Raw genomic sequence first — 18,955 nt, 5'->3', positions numbered from 1 at the left:
CATCGGCAAAATCATAATCTTGATCATCCGAATCATCAGCAAAATCATAATCTTGATCTTCATCCGAATCATCATCTAGATCATCATCGAAGTCGTCAAAGTCATCGTCGTACTCATTGTCGAAATCGTCGCCAAAGTCATCGTCATCGAAGTCATCGTCATGCTCAGAACTGCTATAAAACGTATCTGCTGTAGGGCGATTACGTGCTTTAGCAGTTTGCGGAGTTTGCTCTTCGTCTTGAGCATCTTCCTCTGCTTGTTCTTTCTCAGCTTGCTCTTGCGCTTGTTGTGCTGCTAATTCTTCTTGACGAATCTCTTCTTCAAAAGCAGCAAACTCTTGTTCTAAATCAGCTAGGGCTTTTTGAATTTCTAGAGCTTGCTCACTTCTTGGATCGATTTGTCCATCAATAGCACTACGAATAATGCTTTGCAGTAGAGAATTTACAACCGGCATATCCTCTGGAGCAGGAGTAGCAGGATTATTTTGTCCATCAAGAGGTAGAGTAATATCGATATCTACTTCACGTAGATCTTTGATGGCTTTAGTAGTTTCTTTCTCGCCTTCTTCAAAAATATGATGATAAGCATTCAGAATACGTTTTAAGCCTTTATTGAGTTTTTGTGATGAACTTAGTTTCTCTAAATGATCACTACGAGCATTGAGTAAACGCATGGTTTCACGTGTTTCAATGTACACGCGACCGATTTGCTCGGCTAGTTCTTGCGTTTGCTCAGGTGTCATATCTTGTTCGGCAAAGTCGTGTAAACGTTTTAATCTTGCACGACAGCGTTTTAGGTTATCCGTTAAGTAAGCTAACTCACGATATGACTGTTTTACTTCGACGAAATTACGCGCAAACAGACGTTTGATCTCGAGGTAATTCGGTAGTTCAGTGAACACAAGCTCCATGCTTTCATCACCAGGTGGTACGGTTTTGGCAACTACGTGCGCACCTACTTGATCGTGCAGTAAGTTCTTCTGCTGTGTATCCGCAACACGGATATTAATGTAAGAGGCTAAATTATCACGTTTATTAGCTTCAAGGTGTTGCTCTACTGTTGCTAATTGTGCTGTTAGCTGTTCACGTTTGAGTGTATTACTAATAGCTTGACTTTGATAATCGTACTCTTCAGGTAGAGCTGTAAGATCTTTATGTTTATTGCTTAATAAACGTACAGCTTGCTCTGCACTTGCCCCAAGCGCTTGATAGTCAAACTTATGCTTGCCTGGAGCAGTTTTCATTAACTCGTTTTCTTCGGCATAACGCACAATTGCCCCAGCTAGTACTTCACGGTACTCTGGTAAGTTAATGCTTGATTGTCCGAAAAACAGACGACGCTTCCCGCCACCTGAGATTTCGTTTTTGTAGTTTGCGGCTAAGCTACTGTCGAGATATGAACTTGGGTTTACCTTATTGGCACGTGGTGCAAACTTATCACGTAACTGAATTACTACATCAACCGGATTATTTATTACCGCATAACCTGTACGGAAGATATCTCGTAATACCCAGCTTGCATTATCTAAACTACCAGGTGGTAAACGATCTACGTGCTCTAAGTTCTGTAAATGCGAAACGTCGATACGCATCTGACGAATTGGATCCGCAAAAGTCGGCAGCATATTACGTAAGCGGGCATTAGTTACGCCTAAGTTAATAGCACCGTCTTTAAGGCTGTACATAAAGTTATGTACTCCGCGGTTTTCGTCAAGTAAGTATTTTTGACGTAGGGTTGTTACGTCATTGTTGAACAGAGCCTTATCGTACATCGATACAGCTAATAGTTCCGGTTTAAAACGTTGATAGCCGTATGAACTATCCGGACGCATAAACTGCTGACTATCTTCTTCACGTGGCGCACGATAGTATAAAGACTCTAAACCTACGTAGATTTTAAACTCTAAGTGTTTTAAGTCGTAGAGGTTAATGAGATCTTTAAAGTTTGCACTATTTACCGTTAGTGGGAGTGCATATTCAACTTGACGCTGGGCATTCTCACCTAAGAATAATGATGGTTCTTGGTGGTGATAAGGACGCGCATATTTAAATGCACTGTCATAAGCGGCTTTAGTTGCTAAGCTGTGCTCGGCCACTAATTTAGCTAGTTGAGGTAAATTCTCAACAATAAATGGTAAATCGATTACGCGATCCCCATTAGGTAACTCAAGGTTGCGACGTTTAGCTGGAGTACTTACATCCGTAGTTGCATAAGCAAACACCGGTGGTTTACCACTAAACATATCGTGCAGCGGATGGAGCATTTGTCCTAGAGTTGGTGCAGGAACTGGCTCATCATTTGCTGTGTTTGCTTTAGTGACGCTTGCTTTAGCTTTAGTGCTTGCTTTGGCACTAGTTTTAGCCTTGCCTTTACTTGCAGTACTATCTTGAGCACTTGCTTGAGTATTAGCTTGTGCCTCACCATCAGCTACATCTTCGGTGCTCTTCGCTACTGCACCTGTTGCTAACTGTTCTGCAAAGGCTTCTTGATCTTGACTCGTACAAGCAACAAAAGAATTCGCAGTTAAAGTATCGGTAACCAGAGGCGTAGTTTCTTGTTCCGGACTAAAGTAAGCGGCAATATCTTCAACCTCAATTACTTCTCCATTACCTAAGTACACTTTGTGTTTAGTTGGAGGCGTTGTTGGATCCGCTGGTTTATCTTGCGCTTGCGCAAATGCTTGCTCTAAGGTAATAAACGCTTCTTTAACGGTTTTACCAATTAAACCTTGAGCTTTTAACTCTTGGTATACACGATGAACAATCGGACTAATCTCTTCGTTAAAGTAACTTTGTACTAAGGCAAAAATCTCGTCATCTGATACGTGATCGTGATTGGTACAGCGTTGGTTTTGGTATTTTTGCCAATACTCTTCAACATCTTCTAGGTTAACGAGATCGGTTAGTTTTGGCAGATCGTAATTTCTAATTTGCCCTACTAACTCAAAGTTAACATGCGAAATTGCAAAGGCTGCTTCTACCCCGCGTAAACGTTGCACAAAATACTCATCTAACGTAATGAAGCCTAAAGCAAATTGCAGGGTTAAGTAATCTACGTAGTAACCTAACTCTTTATTGTCATGGGCTAGAGCGCCTTCATTAGCTAGAATTTCACGATAAGAGTTCTCGTGAGTATAGTCTTTGAATAGCGAGAAATAAAGATCTTTAAAATCTACGTTTTCTAGTACTTGCGGATTAAGACCTGCAGTTAAGAACACTGAATGATCTGGGCTTGCACCTTCTTGTTCATAACTAGCCACACGCTCTTGGAAGCCTTCGAGTAGATCCGAAATATCGGTAAAACTATCAAACACAGCATATCTCTTACCATTTTCTAATTGGTAAGAAGTAGCATTTTGCATCAGATTCGAGTGATTAACGTCTTTAGCTAAATCACTTAGTAATAAACGTTTAAAGCTTAAGTGACGTTTAAAGAGTGTATTTAACGCACGATCTAATGCCGCAAAACGCGAAACAAACTTCTCTACTTCGGCAGCCGGTAAGTCTCGAGGCAGAATACGTTGGGCTAGATTACAGCCTTCAACATAGTCAAAGCCTAAAATCTCACCTAAGCTTCCAGGAATCCAACCTGGTAAAGCACGTGCCGCAACCCCTTTCTCTCTTATATCGTCAAAAGGGAAAGATGGAGCTCCTGCTAAGAACGGTTGTTCTTTACGGAATGCTTTTGCGCGCTGTTTTGCTTGTTCTTGCTCTGCAAGGGCTTGTTCAACTTGTCCCACAAAGTTTAAGAACGCATTCTCTTGTGCAAACTTTTGTCCAGCAAATGCACGTACATAGTCGCGTGCTGAAAGAGCTTCAGGCTTAGTGAACCATTGATGGTATTCTGAAACTAACTTGTGGCTTAAGGTTTCACGTGTGAGCATGCCTTGTTCAAGTTTAGCTAGATGTTCAGCTTGGGCTTGGGCAATATTTGCACGTACTTGCGCTAGAGCTGCATTTACATCAGCAAGTAACACACGAACTGCTAATACAGCCTGGTCTTTAATTTGCTGTACTAAATTAGCATCTTGGCTACGGAAGTCATGTAGTAAAACCTGTAATGCCCACTTAAAGCCCGAGCTTAAGTAGATATTACTGCCGTAGACATACTGATCCCCAAAAATACGTACCAGGTCATAAGTAATAACCTTACTTGCTTCTAACGCAGCTTTATTAATGCTCTCTGGGTTTTCCTTAAGGAGCTTAGCATAATCATCTACCGATAGTACAGTGCCATCAGTAAGGGTAATTTCCGTGTTTTGTGGTTCAACGTAGGTTTTACCATCGATTTGTACTACGCGTGGCTCATGCTTACCGGTAATTTGATGCTCGACAAGCATGTCTTTGGCTTTTTCCGCGATCCCTTCTTGATAGCCCCAAATCTCTAAGCTTTTAACTAAAAAATCACCACCCTCTCTCTTGTAAATGTATGCAGCAAAACCCTCACCAAAGCCGTGAATGCTCTCTTTAACTCCTAAGTTATAACTTAGTTGTTCATATACATGACGTGGAGTTTCACGTAAAGCTTTAGGTACAGGGTAATAGCCTTCTTCTACATCTAGTTCGGTAAGAAGTGAACGTTGGTCATCATTGTCTACATCTTCTGGCACGTAGCGATTAGCAAATGCCACTACAGGATCATCTTCTTGCCAAGTCGTACGTAAACCACCCTCGAGTAAAAACTCAAGTTGGCTCTTTAGACTATCAAGCATAGCTAAGTGTCCAGCATGCTCTAAGCTCATGCCAGACTCTTGCACTACTTGCTGCTCACGTAAAGTTTCCGCTTGAGCAAACATTTGTGCCACTTGATTAGCTGCATCGTCGATAGCATCTAAGTCAGCTTCAACTTCTTGGTAGAACTTACCAATACTTACAAGGAGTAATTCTGAATGACGTTGATCTAAGTAGTAGGTCATGCGTGAGAGATTATCATGCACTAACATCCCTAGATCTGGAGAGTTACCACCTTCATATACCGGAATATAGTTTAAGTTAGTCCCAGCACTTGCGGCTAAATCTGCACGCAGATTTAGACTAAAGTGCTGCTTGGTCTGAGCACCTAAACGAATACCGACATAATTTAAGCGGTTATCAAAGTAAGAGCACAGATCATACGAGTTAATCCCATACTGATCCCAAGCGTGCATGTGATCTACATCACCTGGAGTAGCACTAAGGATCAGGTAATAGCTATCGTTTTTAGCTCCAAACTCTTTACCTTGATAGTGAAAAACAAAGTATTTATTTAAATAATTCTGCATGGTTATCCCTGCATGGGTTAATTATTTAGTTTGAAAGAATTTTAGGCTGGGCATGGAACATGCCAAGTCTAAGTTTTAATAGATCCAAAAAGATCTAATGTCTGGATCTCAATATAGATCCCAACAATCTCAGAAGAGAATGCTAAAGAAAGATCCCCTATTAAATGATATTTGGTTAGTTTGTATCATTTTGGGGGTGCAGCGCAATTTACAGATCACCTAAATGCGATTGTAAAATGGCAATGGCAGCCAATCCTGTAGTTTCGGTGCGCAGCACGCGCGGACCTAAATTAAAGTCCGTAAATCCAGCTTCTTGCGCTTTAGAGATTTCTTCGTCGTCCAGTCCACCCTCGCTACCAACCAGAATAGTTACACGTTGGTAGGTTTGTGGAGCGATTTGTTTTAAACGCACTCCGGCAAACGGATTAAGATTAATGTATAACTGTTGATAGTTCACATTATCTTCAGGATTAGGAATCTGCGCTGCTTGTTGATCGTAGCTTTGCCATGCTTGATAAGCACGAGCATGTAAAACTGGACGATCTTGGTTAGCTGCTACTTGTTTTAAGTAGTTTTCAAGGCTAACTGGAGGATTTAAGGTTGGGATCGTATCACGGTAGCATTGTAAGCAAGCATTCACCATAATCGCATGCCACTGGCGCATTTTCTTCTCTAAACGTTCTTCGTTTAGACGCACTTCGCCGCGCTTAGTGAACACTGGAGTGATTTCATTCACTCCTAGTTCTACAGCTTTTTGGATCGTCAGTTCCATGCGATCACCTTTACTAATGCCTTGTACTAAATGAATTTGTACTAAAGGTTCATTAGTCGCTTGTACGTAATCGCTAATAGCAACTTGCGCTGACTTTTTCTTGATATTAGTGAGCTTGCCTACATAGTGACCGCCCGAGCCATCAACTACATGGATTTCTTCACCTTCAGGTAAGCGTAGCACACGGCATAAGTGATGATAGCTTTCTTCACTTAAATCTAACACAAACGGAGGTTGTTGCTTAATTAATTCAGGATGATAAGTACGAAACAGACGCATAATTATTTTCCTGTAAGAGAGGTCGTTTGCTCGCTTGCTTGCTCGCCATCTGCGGCAAGGATCGGCTTACCATGCTCATCAAACTTAAAGTCTTTGCTTAAGACTACTACGTTTTTATAGCCATTTTCGATTAGGTTAACTGCTTGGATACGGCTTAGTAGTCCTTTAGTACAGTAAAGTACATAACGTTTACTTTGCTCAAGTGAGGCAAATTCTTCGGCTAGTTTAAAGAACGGAATATTTAAAACTGGCACAGGCCATTGGTTATTCGCGCGCTCAAAGGTTTCACTATCACGAACATCAATTACCACATCATTGTCACCTAAACTACGTACAAACGTTAGTTGGGTACTTTCAATGTGGGCTAGATCTTGTTTGGCAATATCACGTAAGTTTTCTACTTTAGCAGTTTCTAAAGCTTGCGCTACTAAAGCCTCGATATCTAATTTAGCTTCCTCTTCCTCTAAACGTGAAAGGTCAGCCGCAATAGTTGGCTTTTTCCCCATAATGCCGCAGAACTCTTGCACTTTAGCACTGATTTCGGCTGTTTGAATTTGATTCGCTTGAGCAATGATCTCTTCTTTGTCCATAGCAATCAGAGGACGTAAGACTGGTAAATCAGTTACACGTTCAATTACGCCAAGGTTTTTAAGAGTTTGAGAACTTACTTGCCCTAAAGCTTCTCCTGTTACTAGACCATCAATGCCTAGTTTATGCGCAATAGCAGTTGCTACACGGTAGAACATCCGTTTTAAGCATACTCCGGTATAGCCATCACTTACACTATTAGCAATATTCAGCATAATGTTGTAGAAGTCTACATAGACAAACTTCACATTATGACTTGCCGAATAGTGTTGCCATACTTTGCGCGCAATACGTTTTACGTAGTACTCGTGTTCATGTCCTCCGAGATTAAAGAACACATAGTGCACTTTACAACCGCGGCGAATCATTTGCCATGAAGATACAGCCGAGTCATAACCACCAGAGATCATACTTAACACTGCATCTTGCGTACCAATAGGGAAGCCTCCCAGACCATTAAACGTATGTTCAATTAAGAACGCTGTGTCGTTATCGATTTCGATTTGCACCGTTTCTTGAGGAGCAGTTAAGTTAACTGTTGCTCCTAGCACGTGTTGACGTAAACCACCACCTACGTAACGTTCAATGTCAATCGATTTAACTTGGTGTTTACCTTTACGTTTTACACGCACGCAAAAGGTTTTATTTTCTAGACGAGCAGCATTTAAGGCAAATACTTCTTCATATAAAGCGTGCAGATTATCTTCAACAAACGGCACCATTTTAATTAGAAGGATTTTTTGAATTCCTGGTACTTGGCATAGAATTTGCACAAACACTTTATAGAGCATCGGATCACACTTAGCTCTAACTAAGATGTTATCCCAGTTAATTTGAATACTACAGTCTAAGTTAAAGGTTTTGAGACTTTGACGGATGTTCGAAGAAAGGATCTTCACAAAGCGCTTACGTACTGAATCGCTTTTAGTCATTATCTCAGGGTGTAATTTAATACGTAAATACATAAAACTTGTTTACAAACATGAGAAGAAAAGCCCAAGCAGTGATATTACTGTGGGCTTAGAAACAGAGATCTTACTCTAAAAAAATAGCCTAAATAATTACTTATAGCCAAGTCAAAACAAAGGTGGCTACAAGCCTGTATATTATACCGCGTTTAGCGATGTTTTTCCCGAAAAAGGCAGCAAAAACCGCAATTTAGCGCGTTAAATTTAGGTCTTTTTTACTCGCGGAGACAATTTTGCAACATACGCAAAAATCCCAAGATTTTTATCTTGGGATTAAGCCTACAAATATGTTTATTAAGAACCAAAAATGGATCAATCTTAGACGTCTAAGTCATAAATCATCTTAGACGATTTAAAGCTGAATCAGAAATCATCTTAAACTGCTAAATCATAGTTCTCAACGATTAAGAAGTGTGAGGTACGTTGGGCAATTTTCCAATTATTGTCTACTTTTACGTACTGATCTTCATAACGGATATAGAATTTCGTCATTTTCGCTACACCATCTTGCTCAGAAGTTAAAGCTACTTGGCAATAGTGAGTTGCTTGCGCTGTAGTATCAGTCAGATCAGTTACTAAGAATTGTCCATTTGCATGATATACATCATTGAAATTAGCTAAGAAAGCACTAAAGCCAGCTACAATTGCTTCCTTACCAATAAATTCACTTGTACCTTGACCTTTAATGTGAGAGACTACTTTGGCATCATCGGTAAAGAGATGACCTTGGGCTGCTACGTCTTTAACGTCGGCTAAGTTAGCGAAAGTATCTACTAGTTCTTTTAATGCTTGTTTTTCTAAAATAGTTTCTAAAGTATTTGCTACTGTCATAATTATTTCCTGTTGTTTGTTACTTGTTAGTTGTTTGTTGCTTGTTAGTTGTTTGTTGTGTTACTTATTTGTTAAATTGTTTGTAGTTTATTACTTATTTGTTGTTTGTTACTTGTTGTTTTGATTACTAACTAGTTGGTTTTAGCTAGTTTTTTTTGCTTGCTATTTAGTTACTATTTGGTTTTTACATTGTTTGTAATTTGTTAGTTGTTTTGCTATTACCTTATTAGCTGTTACCTTATTAGTTATGTTTGTTGTGTTGTTTGTCTAAGTTGTGTTGTTTGTCTAAGTTGTATTGATTGTATTTTGGTAAAAGTGTCTGTGAGAGTTGTATCTTTGTTTCTGGGTTCATTATAGAAGAGTTTAATTGATGAGTAAACACTTTATTATTAGCTCTTTTCTTATAACTTTGTTGAGCAGCATTCAACAATCAGCCATTGGTATTACGTACACATCATTCTTTCAGCTTTTACTTTTGTCTTGAACACTTATGGTCTATTGCTTACTAAGTTGTCAGGTTTTCATCAAATTGATACTTAACCATAAAAGTTAACTATTCAATTATTGCCTTGATTTTCAAATGCTTAAAAACAACGATAAATAGCCTTATATTTTCTGAGCATTTAACTAAACTATTTCCCAGAAATTTTTTCGTGGGTAACATATAAACAAGAGTATAATTAGGCTCATCAATGTAGAGGTTTAGGTTGTTTTCCATTTCCCCTGACTCTACTATTTCAAACACACATAAAAGTTGATATGCAAACTAGAACTACGGCTCTTAATACCTAGATTCTAGTTAGGAGACGTATATATGACAAAAAAGAATTAACTCCTAGACAAGCTAACTCGCGCGTAATTATTTGGACTACTTTAGTAGGTGGCTTTATGTCATCACTAGTTAAATGGGGTTCAGAAGTAAATATGCCACCACGTGTTCCAGGTGAAATTTCACCTCCAGGTGCACACATCGATGCTTGGTTAGGTTGGTTAGGTATTGATCAACACTCATTAGACTATGTATATCAAGGTGCAAAAGTTTTAGGTGCTGTAACTCTTTACCACTGGTTATTTAGTTTTGCCTTTGCATTAGTTTATGTTTTAGCATCAATCGTTTGTCCTAAAACACGTTTATGGTTCGGTGCTCTATACGGTATTATCATTACTGTAGTAATGCACGGTTTCTTAATTCCTCTATTAGGCTTCCGTAACCCTGTATATGCAGACGGTGCAACTGGTTGGTTATGGAACTTAAATGCTGCTGAATTATGGTCAGAGTTCTTAGGTCACATCTACTGGTCTGTATCTATTGAAATCTGTATGATCGCAGTATTAGCTTACTTTGGTCGTCCAATCTTCGGTCAATGGTTTGCGAAAAAATAATTGCCAATAATCTATAACAGCTAGTTTTACCCTGTAAAACTTAAGCTCATCCTTAAAGATTTATGTTTTAAGCTCGGTTAATTTAACCGAGCTTAATGTATATCTGTACATCTATCCTTATTGCATATCCTTAATCCATATTCGTAACAGAGCGTGAGCCATACCACTAAGCTTATCTGTACAACCGACCAAGATCTTTACCTTTCCCCTTACCAGTAAATCTTTATTATTCTCTCTTCACTTCTTTGCCTGAGCTGTACTCCACAATATGCATCCCATCTTTACCAGATCGGCATCCTTTCTCTATTTGAGCAATCCTTGGTCTGTACCTGCAATGTCCCCAACATCTAGATTTTTACGTTCGCCTTTTAGTAAATACCTAAATTTTTTTCGTTTTGCAAGTCTAAAAAAAGTTACAAAAACCTCTTGACAGGCAAAATAAATAAAAAATACCCGAAAATTAGCCTTGAAAATACCCTTTTTAGGGCTGTTTTTATAGCCTTTCGTGCGAATTATGAAGACCTTTATATTTTTATATATTTTATTGCTTATATATGGCAAACTTTTTCACTTTTTGCCAAATTTTGCACTTTTACCCCTCCAAAATGTCTTTAACTTAAAAAAAAGTGTGATCTAGTTCACACATCCGACACATTCTTGATCCTTACGCTTGGTATTCGACAATTAACTCAATATAATGAGAGCAGTTAATTAAAAACCCACATAGATATCTATATCTAACGGTCTATCTATTTCAAAGTGAACTTTTTCTTCTAACTTGACTTGTATTCTTGTAATATAAAATTTTTTCGGTTGAAAAACTTGATTTAGTTTTTTTTTCGCTCGATCAATAAACTAAATTAAGTTTGAAATAATAGTAAAGTCTTTAGTGCACTTAGCTAATGAGAAAAAACACTTTATCAGACTTAGATAATCTTCGATCATTAGTACATATAGATATCTATGACTTTATTTCTCATTATTGAGAGATAAAAACTCATACTAGTGTGCACCTTTCAGGCCAAGAAAAGAAAGGTAATAAGCACACTACTAGGGATTTAGCGAATAAAAATTACTTTCTTTTTAATTGTAAATGTAGACCTCTTATACAATCTACAGTTAACAAAGATGGCAAATCTACCGCCAAATAGATTTGCTGTTATCCACAATTTACTTTGATCTGTTTACAACCTGTTTACAGATTAAATTGCTTTAGTTTACTTATCCTTAAGCATAACTCTAGGTTAAATTCTTGGGTTAAATTCTTGCAACAACGTCTAAACTAATGCAACAGCAACAAGTAGCCTTTGTGATAACCCCTGACAAACTCTTCCCAGTTTTTAAGTCGTAAGACGCACAATTTTTACTTTGCTTCAATGCCTAGAGCAACGAGCAAACTTATTAATTTAACTTAAGCCCATTTTGTAAAATCTTTATCATTTATAAATTGTATCTTAGGGTAAATTGATAAGTCCCCTGCTCGGAATTAGTTGCTTGCAACTAATTCTTTTCCGTGCCTTAGCGCCCAAATCGATTTACCCTAGACATCAACGACTCCATTTCTCTATGGTTAAGTTGATTCTCCTTTGTTAAATATCAACTTAGCCAACAGAGAGTATGCAACTTATAGATAGCAACCATGCAGGCTCAGTTTCTAAAGTATTGATGTACCTTTTACTTTAGACTGAGCTCTAGTTTTTTCTCCTATCTATACAGTATCAGATCTCTGAATTAGCTCTTAATTGAGCCAATTACCAACTAGTTAGGCTATTTAGTTACCAATACTTAAGCCAGGTTAACTAAGTAGCAACAAATTAATACGCCAAGTAGACTTAGCTCCTTATATGCAAATTTTTACTCCCATCTCACTGCACTTAAGCACAGTGGCGATAGGAGTAAGCTATCGAAGATTAAGATTACTATTTATATTTTTTACCAACCTTACTTGGCGTTACCTTATCCTTTGCAGGATCCAAAACTTAGAGGTTAGCTATAGGTAAGCACCTTATCATGAACAAATCCTCAGCCTATAGCTAACGGTTCGAGTTTTACTCGAACGTCCGAGGCTCTCAGTTTTGTGTTTTTAAACTTTAGTCATAATATAAGTGTTACTTAAGCCTAAGCATAGGCGCCCTAAGTTCTATACTTGGGCTTGAGTATTTTTATTACCAATTAAGACCTTCCCCCCTGCAAACTATACACTATGTAAGTAATATCCTTTATTGCTCACAGCACTACTATTATTAATGACTCTTATCGTGTGTTTGTCTGAAATAATTTGCCTAGGCTTGCGGAAAACTGAAAATTAGCGTGAGCATTGCTCCAGATTTTTATCAGGAGTTGCAAGAGCTTTTTTGACAGGATAGCTATAAACCTTGTAACTCTAAAGTTGAACGTTTAATCTCACGATTAAACGGAGGCATAGATACAGATCTGGCTCTTTTTCAAAGTTTAGGCGAATTATTTTTTTTATTTTCGCACTCGCAGAGAATCTACTATTAACAACTTAATATTCATCTTCTATTGACCATGTATTCTTATTTACCAGACACTTGCACTTATGCTCGCGACTAGATCTGGCATTTATTGCTATGACAGTCATTCCGATCTGATGAGATGCCACACTAATAGAAACTACTTTTGCCCTTCGGGGATTTTTGTTAAATCTCATCTTTTAAAATCTGTAAACTAATCTAATTCGTTTCACTGGAGATAGAGCATCTAACTGCCAATTATTTCGCTCTATCTCTTTTTATGTGAACAAATTCTATTTTAGGTACAGGTTTGTTCTTGCCGATTACTAAAAGCAAGCCAAGAATAAAAAGGCTTATCCGTAATCTTTTTTATTATATTTCCCCCTCTTAGTAATCACTCAACTTTGCAGCATTAGAACCGCCAATTCTAATGTACGCTAAATTTTATTTATAAGTTCGTATTCTTCTTAGTCGCCAACTTTGAGGAATATTTATCGCCATATAAGCTAGCAATGACCAATTGCTAGCTTTTTTTGATCTCTAGTTGCCTGTGCTAAAATATAAGGTAGAACTCTCTTGAGCAAGAACAAACAACATCTTAAAAACAAACTCAACAACTAACGCTATAGCAAATGCGATAACAGACCTAACACCCAAGACTATAGCTAACACAACAATTGACATAGCAATCCTTAAGTTAAAATCATACTTATGGCAAACAAGAATTTCCCCTTTACTTTAAGTTTGCAGAAACAAGCAAGTTCGCAAAGCCTTAAAGTCTATAACTTTTTTATAAGTGATTTACATTTAAGCGCTGATTCACATGAACTCAATCAGCGCTTTGCTAGTTTTATTGCGCAATTGCAAACTCTAGCTGATACAGCTAGTGAGAGCGAAGCAAGACAAGCTAAACCTGCAAACACAACCTCGCAAACTGAAACAACCGCGCAAACCGAACAAACCACACTACCAGAACAAAGACATATCCGTCTGTTTATTCTTGGTGATTTTCTTGCTCTAGGGATTGGTGATTTTATTCCTGAATGGTTTGTTCCTTACCAACAAGCATTACAAGCTCTATCACAGCAAGGAGTGGAAATCTTCTTTACTGTAGGTAATCGTGATTTCTTACTCGGGAAGAGGTTTGCTCAAGGGATTGGTGCTACCTTAATCCCTGAAAATACGCTAGTTGACTTTAAGAGTGATAACCAAGGTAATGTGAGCGCTACTTTCTCGACCATGTCTGCAACAGCGAGTAATATCGTTACTTATGGTAATAATTTTGAATGCCGTAAAGAACTAGTTGCCGAGTTTAAGCGTCGTAAGCATGATTTCTTAGATGAACAAAAACTCCATAGTGATAAGTATTTAGCTAAAGACGAACAAGCACTACGCATCTGGTTATGCCATGGAGATAATCTCTGCCTTTCAGACGAACCTTACCAAAAATACCGTAAGTATATTCGTTCATCTTTAGTACGCGGCATTGAAAAGATTATCCCAACTAGCTTGGTAAAAAGCATTGCTAAACACATTAGCGCTAAATCTGTAGCCAAACGTAAAGCTCTAGAGCAGATGCACGCTAATCCAAATAACCAAGAAGCAAGTGCTGCACAGTCTCCGGCTATGCGTCATATGGCTGATATAGATTTACTCTATACGCAATATCTTGCTGAAATCAGCCAAGCACAAGTGCTCATTTACGGACATATTCACCGTCAACGAATTATGAGTTGGGAAACCATTCAACCACAAACCTCACCTGACAAAGCAGAAAAACTTACTCCGCGTACTATGGTAACCGTATATCGTAGCCCTGAAGCTTATACTGATCTGGGATATCTGGAAAAAGTAAAAACTCCAGAAATCTATACTGATATTAATGATCTGTATAGCTTACCAATCGGTCGCGTAAGAACAATTTATGCTAGCTCAGCGGTAGCAAGTGACAACAATAGTCAGACTGATAATCAAGCTGATAAGCAAGTCAATAATCAAGATGGTAATCAAACTGATAGTCTGTTTTATGTGGAAAATAGCTCAGAGACATCTTCTGCTGCAAATACTTCGATAATTACTGATAAGGCTACATGGCAAAGCTTAAAACAGCAACAAAGTGAGTTTATTGCCTTACAAGCACAACCTGCACATGCTGATTTAAGTTTAAATAGTCCATTCTATGCTGTATCTATGGCTGATTGGTTAGACACTAAAGATCTACAAAAACAAATCCAAGCCCAACAACGAGCAGTTGACACTTGGATTACCGGTGTTCCTATTCCAGATTCACCTTTAAATGCGCAAACTACTCAACAAGCTACAACTATTGAGCATATTCAAGAACAAGGGCAAACGATTAGCCAACGTCAGATTAATGAAAGTATTGCTCTCTTAGTACAAGAAGTAGATGCTCAAGGTGTGAGCAGTTATAGCATGGGCTTTATTAATCCTGAAAAACTTGCCTAAGTGTTTTCAGACAACCCAAAGGCAAAATAAGCCAAAATCTATAATAGTAATTAGTGCAGCACTAGCAAAAGCAATAAACATCAGAACCCCGTAACCTTACGTTACGGGGTTCTGTCATTTATTCTAATCACAAACAACTTTACCAAATCTGTAGCAGAGTATTGGTTAATTGCTTAATACGCGAGGTATAGTCTTTGGTGCTAAGTTCTTGCCATGAACTTTGTAGTTGTAATACTTGCTGACACAAGTACTCATAAGTCTCAACCTCAGTATTTTCAACCAAAGCAAACCACACTCCTAGTTCAGCAGCCTCGGTTTGAGGATTTTGCTTTTTAGGATTTTGGGTATAGCAAGCAAGGTATTCTTTAGCGCGTTCACTTGTAGGGAGAATAAAGACTTGTAGCTTATCTCCTACTTGCATAGTAGTTGCCAACTCTTGCTGACATTGCAAAATCTGCTTAGCAATAGTCAGGTCTCCGCAAATTTGTACTTGCCATTGTGCAAGGCGTAAACAAAGTTGCTGATACAACTTAGCTAGATGCTGCGCACAAATTCCTTTAACAGGATTTACTGCTAGTTGTTGACAATTTATTGCTACTAAGTAATAGAGTAAATAGGTACTAAAGTTAGTTACTTGTTGCTTAATATCAGCTTTAAAATCAAGCTTTAACTCTAAACCTAATTGTCGTAATAGATGCGGAGTATATGCTGGAGATAAATGCTCTAGGTCATTTATTATCTGACAGAGAACTGTAAAATCCGGAAGGTGTAAACTTTCATGCCAAGTTAGGGATTTAGGACTTCTTGCAACATGAGCAAGCTTAAAATCGCGAAGTGTACTAGTAACTGTACTAAAGAAAGAACTGCTTTTATTTCCATTACTACTATATGTGCTATTTTTACTATCTACACTAACTTCGTGCAGTTGGCAAACTTGCTCAGCACTTTCTAAAGTATCCAAGTCTAGCTTCTTAACTTCATAAGATAAACCATAAGCAGCATACTGATAGTCAGTTAGAGTGTTAAAGATATAAGAAGCACTATCTTTAGCTGGCTTAAAGAAATTACTTTCTTCTGGATGAATAAAATCATCAGCGATTTCTCCCTCTGCAAAAGCTACACTTGCTTGTTCATTAGTCCTACTATCTTCATTAGCACCGCTACTAATATCTAAACTTTCTAACTCATCTTCACTTTGCTGGGCGGATTTTTGCGCACAAACTTCATCCAGCCATAATTCCCAATCTTCTACTTCATTTGTAGAGTGGGGATTTGTTTTTGTGGAGCTTTCAGCAAGTAAAAGAGTGCATATTTGCTGCAGATCAATCAGCATTTGGTAACAACGCAGCACCTCGATTTTCTTACAGCTAAAACTATGTCCTGTATTCTCTGCTGCCGTTTGCAAAATACGTTCAATAACTTGAGGCTCTAAAGCACTTAAGGTCGATTGTTTACTCGTAAAGTAATACAAATTAATTTCAAACTGTGTCTTTACTTTAGCTTTAGTTAACGAAGTTAAAAACAACTCTAAATTTTCCGCAAACCCTAACTTACCTTGCGTTTGTTCTGAAGTAAATACTTGCCAAGATGCTACTTGTGGATAAGTAGTTGCTAACTCTTGGAGAGCACTTACAATAGCTTGTCTAGTACTATCTCCTGGTGCAAGACACACTACTTGTTGTCCTGCTGTAGTTTGCATTTGTGTAAGTAGTACTGATAAATCGGTTGTCGTTAGCTCTAATTGATCATGATCTTGTTGTGTTTGCGCGAGTAAGCTCTCTACGGCATGCGCTGAAGCAAAGAAAAGAATACTGATACAACCTTTAGAGCTAATGTTAGTTGTAGTATCAATGTCACTCTTTATGTCATTAAGACTATCTTGCACTTCTCTTACTTCTCTTTGCCATGGCACTAATGGGTAAAACTGATAAATTTGCGCATAATCAACCACTACAAGGTTCTCTTGTAGTTGTAAATGTGCGATTGGAGCTTGCAAGGTTTTAGCGCTATGCCAAACATTTACTGCAAGTTTATGCTTAAGATTATGCTGTTTTGCCATAAAAGTTGTGTTGCGAGTAAGAAAGAAGAAGCGTTAAAAATCGGAATAACGATACTAAAAGTAAAGATCGAAATAAAAATAGTGACTACAGATTTTGTAGGCATGGCTCGACCTATTTTGCCTAACTCCTTTAAAGAGGAGGAGCTATGCAAATGAAAACTATCGAACTTAGGTTGTTGTGTTTATTTTACCTTAAATGCAAGAGTTACGGCTATTCTTAGGCAGCAATTAAGCTAAAAATTTATCATCCCTTGGCTGCGCATCGGTGTGATCGTTACTTACTACCGTTACTTAATATCTTTACTCTACTTTTCTTTCCAAGACTTAAGCTTATTTACTGATTTTCTCTCCTTATTAAGCAACGCAGCGACTAGGTGTCTTACTTTAAATTCAGCCAAGAGTGAACTTACATTTGCAAGTAACAATAAATATATTTTCGTCTGTTTTATTAATGCGAATTTTTCAATCTTTTCTCTTTGAAAAAAGATTTTTTGTTCGTAAGCTTTTATATTCAAAAAACGTTTATTACCTATAAATACCCTTAAAACCACCCTCTAAATCTAAAAATCACTCTCTAAAAATATTTAAATTTTGCACTACCCTATAAGGATTAACTTTAATTTTTTTCAAGTAACAAAAGTTAGCATTTTTTATGAAAAATTTTATTTTTTTCTGTTGATAATAAAAAAATTAACTTTATATCTTATTTAGATTTTACTGCTAGTGAATTCTTGCTAATGGTAAGACACCAAGTATCTTAGTAAAGATGTAAAAAGAACCAGCCAAAGTTCTTTTACAACAAGAAATCATTCGCCAAATTAGATTTCTTGTTTGCTGTATCCACTATGCTCACATAGTGAAATTATCTACACCTGCATGTTATAGTCGCCAACGTATAACATGCAAGTGTAGGATTTTGATCCGCAACTAAGGGTTTTACTTTCCTGCCAAGCTAGTAAAACTTTGGAAGTTCACAACCTTAGCAAATTACTAACATAAAATCATCTATCCCTAGAGTAGAGTACTAGAAAAAACATATGATTGCCAATAGTATGTTTTACCTTGTCTGCCAAACAAGGTTGGGTAGACTAATTTGTAAATCTTATTCATATACTAATTAAGTCGAGTGTAACTTGTAGTTGCCAAATATCTACTGCCTATAGATATCTACAAGGATACAAACTTCATAAGGTTGTTGAACTTCCAGCCACAGGAAGTTCTTTTTTTATGCCTAAATTTTGGCATCTGTGGTATATCACTATTAGACTCTATAGCAACGCTCTCTACTGCTATTGAGTATGAGCAGGATATCTTCTAGTACTCTAGCTCCCCTCTCTACAAGTAAAAATTATGCACGCAAAAAAGGGGTTAGGTTCTGCATGGAACTTAACCCCTAAGCTTAAAGCAAAAGTAAATTCAAAGTAATACTTTGTTTTTAAGATAGATATGAAAAATAAAAATGGGTGCTAGTTAAGAACCTTAGTTCTTAACTAGCTAGGGTTCAGACTATAAATCTGGATTGCGGTAAGAAAAGCAATTTATCTCTTGATCTAAAATCAAGGATGATCAAATTGTTGCGGATATTATGGTGTACTATGTATCTAACGGTAACCAGATCTTAATGAAAGATGATCTTTATTACTTGATTACTTAGACACTTAGTAATTTTGTTACTTAGTTACAGATCATTTATATCTTAACTATTGTTACAAAGACTAGATTCTAACTTGCCTTGTTTCTATTACTTTTATATAGGCAAAGTTTTAAATTTCAAGTGCTAAGAGTTGCAAAGTGGGTAATTTTTCACAAAAAATTAACCCGCCTAATAATGTTTTGCATTATTAGACGGGCTTTAACAGTGACTACAGCCACTGC

At 37.6% G+C, this 18,955-nt stretch carries 7 protein-coding genes; 2 read left to right on the top strand and 5 right to left on the bottom strand.

Annotated elements, in window-relative coordinates; translation table 11 throughout:
- The 4 genes from CKF58_RS00770 to CKF58_RS00755 form a co-directional block, all read right to left on the bottom strand.
- A partial coding sequence (locus tag CKF58_RS00770; RefSeq protein ID WP_222987630.1) for a hypothetical protein occupies positions 1-5,260 on the bottom strand: 5,260 nt, incomplete at its 3' end.
- 208 nt (positions 5,261-5,468) lie between these two features.
- Entirely contained in the window at positions 5,469-6,311 is an 843-nt protein-coding gene (locus CKF58_RS00765) for a 16S rRNA (uracil(1498)-N(3))-methyltransferase (RefSeq protein WP_119530086.1), read from the bottom strand.
- A 2-nt stretch (positions 6,312-6,313) separates the two neighbouring features.
- Complete coding sequence (gene thiI, locus CKF58_RS00760; protein WP_119530085.1) at positions 6,314-7,864, bottom strand: tRNA uracil 4-sulfurtransferase ThiI; 1,551 nt, start codon at positions 7,862-7,864, stop codon at positions 6,314-6,316.
- A 378-nt stretch (positions 7,865-8,242) separates the two neighbouring features.
- Positions 8,243-8,698 carry a nuclear transport factor 2 family protein gene (locus tag CKF58_RS00755; RefSeq protein WP_119530084.1) on the bottom strand — a complete coding sequence of 152 codons (456 nt, stop codon included), beginning with the start codon at positions 8,696-8,698 and terminating at the stop codon, positions 8,243-8,245.
- A gap of 888 nt (positions 8,699-9,586) precedes the next feature.
- On the opposite strand from CKF58_RS00755, the gene CKF58_RS00740 reads away from it, so the two are divergent.
- Positions 9,587-10,081 carry a DUF1440 domain-containing protein gene (locus tag CKF58_RS00740; protein WP_119530081.1) on the top strand — a complete coding sequence of 165 codons (495 nt, stop codon included), beginning with the start codon at positions 9,587-9,589 and terminating at the stop codon, positions 10,079-10,081.
- A gap of 3,185 nt (positions 10,082-13,266) precedes the next feature.
- Positions 13,267-15,021 (top strand): metallophosphoesterase family protein, encoded by a 1,755-nt coding sequence (locus CKF58_RS00730; RefSeq protein ID WP_119530079.1) that lies wholly within the window; start codon positions 13,267-13,269, stop codon positions 15,019-15,021.
- Positions 15,022-15,160: 139 nt separating this feature from the next.
- Here the strand turns inward: CKF58_RS00730 and CKF58_RS00725 are convergent, their stop codons facing one another.
- The gene (locus CKF58_RS00725) at positions 15,161-17,080 is read right to left on the bottom strand and encodes a hypothetical protein (protein ID WP_119530078.1); all 1,920 of its coding nucleotides are present in this window, start codon (positions 17,078-17,080) and stop codon (positions 15,161-15,163) included.
- Positions 17,081-18,955: the final 1,875 nt, after the last annotated feature.

The organism is Psittacicella hinzii, from assembly GCF_003585935.1.
GTDB lineage: Bacteria > Pseudomonadota > Gammaproteobacteria > Enterobacterales > Psittacicellaceae > Psittacicella > Psittacicella hinzii.
The sequence above is the reverse complement of the archived record's forward strand: the minus strand, read 5'-3'. Positions and strand labels throughout refer to the sequence as shown.